The following is a 7,554-nucleotide window of genomic DNA, read 5'->3' on the forward strand; positions in this document are numbered from 1 at the left end:
GCGCAAGCTGCGGGCGCTGCTGAGCGGCTCGGAGGGCGACGGGACGGTGTCCAATGACTGACCACCGCCGCTGGGAGGAGCTGGCCGCGGGTTACGCGCTGCACGCGCTGGATCCGGCCGACGAGGCCGAGTTCGAGGCGCACCTCGAAACCTGTCCGACCTGCGCAGCCGACCTCTCGGATCACGAGTACGTCGCCGCCCAACTCGGCTCGATCTCCCACTTCCCGGACGTCGACGCGGCGCCTTCATGGACCACGATTCGCAGCACCGTCGTCGGTACCCAGGCCTCGACGCCGGTCGGCGACCTGGCCGGCCGGCGTCGCTACGCCGTCTCGCGCCGGGTCCTCGCGGTGGCCGCCGCAGTCGTCCTCGTCGCCGGCGGGCTCACCGCCTGGCAGGTGGCATCGGGCGGATCCGGGTGCAGCGCCTCAGCGGGCTGTCACACGATCACCCTCGACGCCGGCAAGAAGGCGGTCGCGTCCGTCGTCGTCCGAAACGAGCGCGTGACGATCGAGCCGACGGCGATGCCGCCGGCACCGGCCGGCAAGGTCTACGTCTTGTGGCAGCTGCCGCGCAACGGCACCGCGACCGCGATCGCTGAGTTCAGCGGGGCGCAGGGCAACTCGGCGCGAACCTCACTGAAGTCGCCGTACTCGGACACCGCGGCCTTCGCGGTCAGCCTCGAGCACTCCGGGCCGCCGCCGGTGATGCCGTCCAACACGCTCGCCTCGGGCACCGCGAGCTGAGCCCCGTCTGCCGCGCGCCAGTTCAACCCGGCGTGCGTCAACCCAGCGCCGACGCGGCCAGCCGCAGGTCCTCGACCAGTCCCTTGAAGGCGAGCTCGCGGTCATCGGCCCGCAGGACCGCCGAAGGGTGAAGGGTCGCAATCGCGAACGGGCTCGCCGCGCCGTCTTCCTCGTCGCGGCCGTCCTGGCCGAACTCCTCCGGGTGCTCGGCGCTCGCCGGCCAGGGCATCAGCACACCGCGTGATCGCGTGACTCGGAACCCGGGCCCGAACAGCGCCTTCGCAGCGGTGGCGCCGAGCGCAACGACGACCTGCGGCGACAGGACCGCGAACTCGGCGACCAGCCACGGCCGGCAGGCCAGGATCTCCGCCCGATCCGGAGTGGCGTGGATGCGGCGCGGGCCGCTACCCCGGGTGAACTTGAAGTGCTTCACCGCGTTCGTGGTGTAGACGTCCGCAGGATCCAGGCCGGCCTCCTCGACGGCTCGGTCGAGCAGCTTCCCGGCCGGTCCGACGAAGGGCTCACCCCGACGGTCCTCGATGTCGCCGGGCTGCTCGCCCACGAAAACCATGCGCGCGGACGCCGGCCCCTTGCTGAACACGGTCTGCGTCGCGTCGCGGTACAGCGCGCAACCGGTGCACTCGCGGGCAGCGGCGCGCAACCGGTCCAGGCTCGCACCCGGAGGAACGAAGTCGGCCGCGCTCGTCATCTCGGCTCCATCATGGGACCGGATCACGCGCGTCGTACGCCGCAAAGGACCGGAACCTCGCGGTGAGCGCGGCGAGGCCGACCAGGCAGGCGATCCCGCCGGAGACCACGGCGAACTCCGTACCCGCCAGGCTGGCCACCGTACCGGCCTCGATGTCGCCGAAGCGCGGGCCGCCGGCAACGACGACGAAGAACACGCCCTGAAGCCGGCCACGCAAAGAGTCCGGCGTCGCGACCTGCAGGATCGTGTTGCGGAAGATCGCGCTGACCATGTCGGCGGCGCCGGCAATCGCCAGCAGGATCAGACCGATCCAGAGCACGTGCACCAGGCCGAAGACGGCGATCGACGCACCCCAGAAGCCGACGGCGACCAGCACCGCGCGTCCCTGCCGTCGTATCCGGCCGGCCCAGCCGGAGGTTCCGGCACCGACCAGGGCTCCGATCGAAGGGGCGGCATAGAGCAGACCTGCGGTGCCGGCTCCCCCGCCGAAGGTGTTGGCGGCGAGCGCGGGGAACAGCGCGCGTGGCATGCCGAAGACCATCGCGTTGATGTCGACGAGGAAGGTCATCAAGAGGTTCTTGCGCGGCCCGAGGAACCGCAGCCCTTCACCGACCGACCGGAGGCCGGGACGAGCCGCACCTCCTTCGGGCAGGAGCGGCGGCATCCGGTACATCGCGTAGAGGATCGTCGCGTAGGAGATCGTGTCGAAGCCGTAGGCGTACGGGAAGCCGAGGGTGCCGACGATCAGACCGGCGAGCAGCGGTCCGGTCGTCAGCGCGGTGTTCTGGCTGATCTGGCCGAGCGCGTTCGCGGCGGGGATGAGCTCGCGCCGTACCAAGCGGGGCAGCATTGCGCCGCGCGCCGACGAGTCGATCGAGGCCACTCCGGCCTGCGCGCCGACAAGGACGTAGATGACGGACAGCCGGCCGAGGTGCAGCGCCGCCTGACTGAGCATCAGCCCGGACAGGATGGTGAGCAGCGAGCTCGTGCGCAGGGCCAGCTTGCGGCGGTCCATCGCGTCGGCGATCGAGCCGCCGACCAGGCCGCAGATGATCAGCGGTACGACGGTGACCAGACCGGTGAGGCCGACGTAGAGCGAGGAGTGCGTCAACCGGAAGATCTGCAGCTGCGCCGAAACGATGGTGACCTGGCTGCCGATGTTGGAGACGACGTACCCGCCCCACCAGCGCCGATAGTCCGCGCTCTCGCGAAGCGGCGTGAGATCGGCCGCGACCCGCTGCCAGAGCGGTGGCCGCGGCGCGGCAGCCGGATCGGACCCGGTGGGATCAGCGTCCTCGCCGGCTTCACCGGAGGACTCCGTCACGGGTTCAGCCTCTCGATCACCCAGCCGTCGCCGGTCGACCGGTAGCGCAACCGGTCGTGCAACCGGTTCTGCCGGCCCTGCCAGAACTCCACCGCCGCAGGGCGCACCCGGTAGCCGCCCCAGTGCGGCGGGCACGGGATGTCGACGCCCGCGTAGCGCTCACTGAGCTCGGCCACTCGCTTCTCGAGCTCGTCGCGGCTGTCCAGGACCTGGGATTGCTCGCTCGCCGCGGCCGACAGCTGCGCCCCTCGCGACCGGCTCGCGAAGTAGGCCTCGGAGTCCGCTCGCGGGATCGGAGCGGCGACCCCGCTCACGATTACCTGCCGCGCGATCTGGTGCCACGAGAACAACAAGGAGACGCGTGGTTCAGCCGCCATCGCCTGCGCCTTGCGCGACAGGTAGTTGGTGAAGAAGACGAAACCGTTGTCGTCGGCGCCCTTGCACAGCACGTTGCGGCTGCTCGGCGTCCCGTCCGCGTCGACCGTGGACACGATCATCGCGTTGCTCTCGTACAGACCGGACCGATGCGCCTCGTCGTACCAGCTCTGCCAGAGCTCGATCGGCCGAGCCGGGAGGTCGCGACGGCGCAGCCCCTGGGTCTGGAGCCGTTCCCGCAGCCGGTCGATGGCGGTCGGTTCGGTCACCGCTTGACGCTCTCACGAACGCCGCGAGCATCCTGCCGAGCGTGTGGCTACCGGCGAGTAGCACAATGGAGGTAGCGGCAGCCCGCTGACCGGCCGACCGGCATAGGCGGAGCACGATCATCTCGCCCACAAGGCGACGCAGCACAGGGAGCCCGCAATGGCCGATGAGCCGACTTTCAGCCCAGGACTCGAGGGCGTCGTCGCCTTCGAGAGCGAGATCGCCGAACCTGACCGCGAGGGCTCTGCGCTGCGCTACCGCGGCGTCGACATCGAGGACCTCGTCGGCCGGGTGAGCTACGGGAACGTGTGGGGGCTGCTCGTCGACGGGAAGTTCGCGCCCGGACTGCCGCCCGCCGAGCCGTTCCCCGTGCCGATCCATTCCGGCGACATCCGGGTCGACGTACAGAGCGCGCTTGCCACGCTCGCGCCTGCGTGGGGGCTGCAGCAGCTCATGGACATCGACGACGAGCAGGCGCGCGACGACCTGGCCCGTTGCTCGGTGACCGCGATGTCGTTCGTCGCGCAGGCCGCGCGCGGGCTCGGGCAGCCGATGGTCCCGCAGAAGCGGATCGACGAGTGCTCGACGATCGTCGAGCGGTTCATGGTCCGCTGGCGGGGCGAGCCCGACCCGGCGCACACCCGCGCCGTCGATGCCTACTTTGTCTCGGCGGCCGAGCACGGCATGAACGCTTCGACGTTCACGGCGCGGGTCATCGCCTCGACCGGCGCCGACGCGGCGGCCTGCCTTTCCGGCGCGGTAGGAGCGCTCTCCGGCCCGCTGCACGGCGGTGCGCCGTCGCGGGTCCTCAAGATGCTCGACGAGGTCGCGGAAGAAGGCGACGCCCGCCGCTACGTCAAGCGGCTGATGGACTCCAAGCAACGGCTGATGGGCTTCGGGCACCGGGTCTACCGGGCCGAGGACCCGCGCGCCCGGGTGCTCCGCCGGACCGCGAAGGAGCTCGGCGCTCCCCGGGTCGAGGTCGCGGAGGCGCTCGAGGAAGCAGCGCTCGCCGAGCTCAAGGAGCGCTACCCCGACCGGGTGCTCGCGACGAACGTCGAGTTCTGGTCGGCCGTGGTCCTCGACTTCGCCGAGGTGCCGGCGCACATGTTCACGTCGATGTTCACCTGTGCCCGGGTGGCAGGGTGGAGCGCGCACATCCTCGAGCAGAAGCGCACCGGGCGCCTGATCCGGCCGTCGGCGCGCTACGTCGGGCCGGGCCCACGGCCGGTCGAGTCGGTCGAGGGCGCCGACCAGATCACGATCGCGCCACCCGCCGCCGGCTGAGCCCTTTCCCTCGCTGCCGGTCTCCTAGGCTGGCCGCCGTGACGTCGACCTCGCTCGCGATCCCGTCCCACCTGCGACCGAGCGACGGGCGGTTCGGCTCGGGCCCGACCAAGATCCGGCCCGCGCAGCTGGCCGCACTGGCAGCCACCGGTACGTCGTACCTCGGCACGTCGCATCGGCGCGACGGCGTGCGTTCGGTGGTCAAACGCGTGCGTGACGGCGTCGCCCAGCTGTTCGCGCTTCCCGACGGCTACGAGGTGGTGCTGGGCAACGGCGGTGCGACCCAGTTCTGGGACATCGCGACGTTCTGCCTGATCGAGTCGCGCTCGCAGCATCTGGCGTTCGGCGAGTTCTCCTCGAAGTTCGCCGCGGCGGTCACCAAGGCCACGTTCCTTGAGTCGCCGACGGTACGCAGTGCCGAGCCGGGTGATGCGCCCGCCTTGGTGGCCGAGGACGGCGTCGACGCGTACTGCTGGCCGCACAACGAGACCTCCACCGGCGTCATGACCCGCGTGGTGCGACCCAGCGGAGCCGGACGCGATGCGCTGACGCTCGTCGACGCGACCAGCGGGGCGGGCGGACTGCCGGTGGACCTGACGCACGCCGACGCCTACTACTTCGCGCCGCAGAAGGCGTTCGCATCCGAAGGCGGGCTGTGGATCGCGGTGCTGTCGCCGGCCGCGATCGAACGGGTCGGGCGGCTGGTTCCGTCGCGCTGGGTTCCGGCGACCCTCGATCTGTCGATCGCGATCGAGCAGTCCCGGCTCGAGCAGACCTACAACACGCCCGCGCTCGTGACGTTGTTCCTCATGGCCGAGCAGCTCGACTGGATCAACGGAAGCGGTGGCCTGCGCTGGGCGGTCGAGCGGACCTCGGACTCGAGCAGCCGGCTGTACTCGTGGGCGGAGAAGTCGTCGTACGCCGAGCCGTTCGTGGCGGATCCGGCGAAACGGTCGCTGGTGGTCGGCACCATCCGGCTGCACGACGAGATCGATGCGGGTTCGGTCACCAAGGCACTGCGTCTCAACGGCATCGTCGACGTGGAGGCCTACCGCGCCGCTGGTTACAACGGCCTGCGAGTCGGCATGTTCCCCGCGATCGAACCGGCCGATGTCGAAGCGCTGACCGCATGTATCGATTGGGTGGTGGACCGACTGTGAGGAACCGAGCAACCCGACGCCTTGGCGCGGCCACGGCAATGGTCGTCGCGGCAGCCGGCTTCGCGGTGTCCGTGCCGAGCTCGGCCGTGGGAGTGGTGCCGAGCGCTGCCCACGTCACGCCCACGGTGCACTGGGGCAAGTGCCCGGCATCGGTCTACCAACCGGCGAAGACAACGGTGAAGTGCGCAGCACTCGCCGTACCGATGGATTACAACGACCCGAGCGGGCGGACGATCACCCTCGAGCTCTCGTTGCTGCGGCACACCTCGTCCACTGCCAACTACCGCGGCGTCATGCTGTCCAACCCGGGCGGGCCCGGCGGCTCCGGGATCGACCTCGGCGCCGAGTTGGAGCCGGCCGTTCCGCATGGCGTGGGCCGCGACTACGACTGGGTGAGCTGGGATCCGCGCGGCGTCGGCCTGAGCCGGCCCGCCCTGCACTGCCAGGACGGCTACTTCGACGCGCCACGTCGCGCATACACGCCGAGCACCAAGAGCTTGCTGCACTACTGGCTGGCCCGGTCGAAGGCGTATGCCGACCGGTGCGAGCGCAAGTACCCGCAGCTGCTGCAGAACATGACCACCGTCGACTCGGCGATGGACATGAACGCGATCCGTGAAGCACTCGGGGTCGCAAAGATCTCCTACTACGGCTTCTCCTACGGCACCTACCTCGGGCAGGTCTACTCGACCCTGTTCCCGACCCATCTCAAGTACATGGTGTTGGACAGCAACGTCGACCCGCGCAAGGTCTGGTACCAGGCCAACCTCGACCAGGACCGCGCGTTCAACCGGAACAGCATCATCTACTTCCGTTGGGTGGCGAAGTACGACGCGACCTATCACCTCGGCAGCACCGAGCGTGCGGTCGCAAAGCGCTTCTACGCAACGGTCGCGACGTTGTCGAAGCACCCGGACGGGAAGCTCGGGCCGGACGAGTGGTCGGATGCGTTCCTGGACTCCGGCTACGACACCTTCGGCTGGGAGTCGCTTGCGCAGGCCTGGCGCGCGTACGCGCTGCACGGCAAGACCGCGCCGATGCTCAGCCAGTACCGGGATGCCGACGCCCCGAACGGCGACAACGGTTTCGAGGTCTACAGCGCGGTCGAGTGCACCGATGCGCACTGGCCGACCTCGTGGAGCCGTTGGCGCAAGGACAACGACGCCTACGCGAGGAAGTACCCGTTCCTCACGTGGGGCAATGCGTGGTTCAACTCGCCATGCATCTACTGGGGCGCCAAGGCCCACAAGCCGGTCACGATCGACGGCTCGGCGACGAAGAGCGCGCTGCTGATCGACGAGACGCTGGACGCCGCCACGCCGTTCGCCGGCAGCCTCGAGGTACGCCGGCTCTACCCGCATTCGAGCCTGATTGCGGAGCCGGGTGGCACCGTCCATGCCGGGACCCTCGACGGTGACGCCTGCGTCGACGACCGGATCGCGGCGTACCTGAAATCGGGGGCCCGACCGTCGCGCAAGGACTGGGACGGCCCGGACCTGCTCTGCAAGCCGTTGCCGCTTCCCGTCCCCAAGGCGGCCAGCGGGAACAGTCGGGTGGCGACCGCCGACCGGCCAAGCGGCCGGTTCCGCCAGTAGGCGCCTCGCGTGCTGGTCCTGCTTCCGCCCAGTGAGGGCAAGACCGGCGGAGGCAGCGGGCCGGCGGTGGACATCGGTTCGCTGTCGTTCC

7 protein-coding genes are annotated in these 7,554 nt (G+C 70.1%); 4 read left to right on the forward strand and 3 right to left on the reverse strand.

What is annotated here, in order from left to right:
• Positions 1–53: 53 nt before the first annotated feature.
• The gene (locus VME70_10040; protein HTW20536.1) at positions 54–746 is read left to right on the forward strand and encodes an anti-sigma factor; all 693 of its coding nucleotides are present in this window, start codon (positions 54–56) and stop codon (positions 744–746) included.
• A gap of 37 nt (positions 747–783) precedes the next feature.
• On the opposite strand, the gene VME70_10045 is transcribed toward VME70_10040, so the two are convergent.
• From VME70_10045 to pdxH, 3 genes are read right to left on the reverse strand one after another with little or no spacing between them, the layout of a single operon-like run.
• Positions 784–1,455, reverse strand: a complete 672-nt coding sequence (locus VME70_10045; protein HTW20537.1) for a UdgX family uracil-DNA binding protein — start codon at positions 1,453–1,455, stop codon at positions 784–786.
• A 10-nt stretch (positions 1,456–1,465) separates the two neighbouring features.
• Complete coding sequence (locus tag VME70_10050) at positions 1,466–2,779, reverse strand: MFS transporter (protein HTW20538.1); 1,314 nt, start codon at positions 2,777–2,779, stop codon at positions 1,466–1,468.
• On the reverse strand, positions 2,776–3,423 hold the full coding sequence (gene pdxH, locus VME70_10055; protein HTW20539.1) for a pyridoxamine 5'-phosphate oxidase: 648 nt from the start codon (positions 3,421–3,423) through the stop codon (positions 2,776–2,778). The genes VME70_10050 and pdxH overlap by 4 nt, the downstream gene beginning before the upstream one ends.
• Positions 3,424–3,580: 157 nt before the next feature.
• On the opposite strand from pdxH, the gene VME70_10060 reads away from it, so the two are divergent.
• The 3 genes from VME70_10060 to VME70_10070 are packed head-to-tail and all read left to right on the forward strand — an operon-like array spanning position 3,581 to position 7,463.
• Positions 3,581–4,708 carry a citrate synthase 2 gene (locus tag VME70_10060; protein HTW20540.1) on the forward strand — a complete coding sequence of 376 codons (1,128 nt, stop codon included), beginning with the start codon at positions 3,581–3,583 and terminating at the stop codon, positions 4,706–4,708.
• A 38-nt stretch (positions 4,709–4,746) separates the two neighbouring features.
• Positions 4,747–5,868: a phosphoserine transaminase gene (gene serC, locus VME70_10065; protein HTW20541.1), complete on the forward strand. Its 1,122-nt coding sequence runs from the start codon at positions 4,747–4,749 to the stop codon at positions 5,866–5,868.
• Between the two features lie 38 nt (positions 5,869–5,906).
• On the forward strand, positions 5,907–7,463 hold the full coding sequence (locus VME70_10070; GenBank protein ID HTW20542.1) for an alpha/beta fold hydrolase: 1,557 nt from the start codon (positions 5,907–5,909) through the stop codon (positions 7,461–7,463).
• Positions 7,464–7,554 lie beyond the last annotated feature (91 nt).

The organism is Mycobacteriales bacterium (assembly GCA_035504215.1).
GTDB lineage: Bacteria > Actinomycetota > Actinomycetes > JAFAQI01 > JAFAQI01 > DATAUK01.